The 2,016-nt window shown below is 41.3% G+C and carries 2 protein-coding genes and 1 pseudogene; 2 read left to right on the forward strand and 1 reads right to left on the reverse strand.

Features of this window, described 5'->3' with window-relative positions; translation table 11 throughout:
• A pseudogene (nirA, locus tag VE944_RS09130) lies at window positions 1-596 on the reverse strand (ferredoxin--nitrite reductase); the annotation flags it as partial.
• A gap of 495 nt (window positions 597-1,091) precedes the next feature.
• Here nirA and VE944_RS09135 point away from each other — a divergent pair.
• Together VE944_RS09135 and VE944_RS09140 are read left to right on the forward strand one after the other, a co-directional pair.
• Window positions 1,092-1,505 (forward strand): QcrA and Rieske domain-containing protein, encoded by a 414-nt coding sequence (locus VE944_RS09135; protein WP_324975476.1) that lies wholly within the window; start codon window positions 1,092-1,094, stop codon window positions 1,503-1,505.
• A 17-nt stretch (window positions 1,506-1,522) separates the two neighbouring features.
• On the forward strand, window positions 1,523-2,016 hold a 494-nt coding region (locus VE944_RS09140; protein WP_324975479.1), incomplete at its 3' end, for a HEAT repeat domain-containing protein.

Consider the following 2,016-nt stretch of genomic DNA (forward strand, 5'->3'; position numbering starts at 1 on the left):
TCAGCATGAACTGAATTGTCTCGTCCACCTGCGATCGCAATATTAAACTTCCGTGGTAAGTTGCTAAACTCTGGGTTTCCTTCGCCTTTGTTGGTGAGCATATCTTGAATTTGCTGTACCAACTCTCGTGTGTCGTACAACTCATCCGCATCCAACCCCGCCACAGGATCGCCTGTGATGTTGCGGACATTATCCATCCCTGACTGGATACTAGTTAAACCAACTGCGTGAAATCTATTAAAGATATCTGGTAAATCTTCAATTCTGATCCCCCGTAATTGGATATTCTGTCTCGTAGTAATATCAGCGCAACCATCATCACCGTAACGTTGCACTACTTGGGCCAAAACACGCATCTGACTGCTGCTGAGAATACCGTTAGGCATCCGTAACCGCATCATAAACTTACCTGGGGTGACTGGGCGGAAAAACACACCCACCCACTTAAGCCGATGATCGCGATCAGTCTCGTCCATTGCTTCCCACCCCAAGGTGGCAAATTTCTCTATCTCATCCCTGATAGCGAGTCCATCTTTTTGAGCCTTGAATTTCTCGAACTTGTTGAGGTTAGTAGTGGTAGTTGCTGTGTCTGTCATAATCTGACTCTCGTCTAAATTACTGAATATGGTGATAATTGCCCAATATCAATCAACTCGTAGTTCCATTAGGTGTTGTATCTACGAGGGTTAGGAAATAAAAACTTAATATTTGCTTACGGTTGATTTTTTTACTTCAGAGCATTCAAAGCGAAACTCCAAACCCGTGATTAGTTAAGGAAAACTTGTCACTATTTATATCTTGGAAATTTGTCAAGCAGCTTTAGATAATGTTCATGTAACAATTTCGATACTTATAACTTAAAGGCATCTTTCTGTTAAAATCGTATAAATAGCTACGGTTTTTTAGTAAAATTGCTTAAAACGGATAAGAAAGATGCATTTTTTGCATCAAAGCCAACCAATATCTTACGCAAATCGTTTAACGATCAGCATTTGAAACGATCAGAGGGATTTTAGATTGCCATAAATCAATTCTGAATCCAAAATTGAGTGGCAGATATTACCTAAAACTTAGATATTTTTTCAGCAGCTATGAAACGTCGTGATTTTATTAATTGGGTAGGTTTGGGTGGGATAGCGAGTTCTCTACCTATAGCGATCGCAGCCTGTTCTTCTCAAACAACCCCAGTATCTAGGGATTGGCAAACAGTAGGCACTTCGGCAGAATTAGATAAGACTGGCCAATTGCTGGCGAAAAATTCACCTGCTGGGCCTGTGTTGCTAGTCGGCACATCTAAGGCTGCAAATCTTACTGCTGTTAACCCTACCTGTCCTCACGCAGGTTGCACCGTAGCATGGAAAGCTGAGACAAAAAAATTTGTCTGTCCTTGTCATGATTCAGAATTTGGTATTGATGGTAAAGTGCAAAAAGGCCCAGCCACAGAAGCGCTTAAAACTTACGCTGTCAAAATTGAGGGTAATTCAGTTCTAGTCAAGCCAAGTTAAACAATACAACTCAGGGTATCGTGAGTAATATCAACCAGCTTTTGGTACAAGCCCAGACAGCATACGATGCAGCTGATTGGTCATCACTAATTCAATATTTACAACAATTAATTTTAGGGACAGATTCTGAACATCCAGAGATAATTAAAAATCGAGAATATCTGCTAAAATTAACGGTTTCAATGTTAGAGATGGGCGATTTTCAGCAACGCTGGGAAATCACCAAAATGTTAACTCGCTTGGGAAATATTGCCATCCCACCACTCATTGAGATATTAGAAGACGAAGATGCAGAAGAAGAATTGCGCTGGTATGCAGCACGAACTTTAGGCGAATTTCAGCACCCAGAAGCGATCGCACCCTTAGTTGAATTGTTGAAAACCGATGAGGATCAAGAACTTAAAGCGATCGCAGCTACAGCACTGGGGCAAATGGGTAGTGTTGCGATTACTTCACTAACTGAACTTCTAGCAGATGAAGATACAAGGCTTTTAGCAGTGCGATCGCTTTC

The organism is Nostoc sp. (assembly GCF_035638895.1).
In the GTDB taxonomy this organism is placed as follows: domain Bacteria; phylum Cyanobacteriota; class Cyanobacteriia; order Cyanobacteriales; family Nostocaceae; genus Nostoc.

Coding starts and splice junctions, on each gene's coding strand:
- VE944_RS09135 (WP_324975476.1), top strand. CDS start 1,092: ATGAAACGTCGTGATTTTATTAATTGGGTAGGTTTGGGTGGGATAGCG.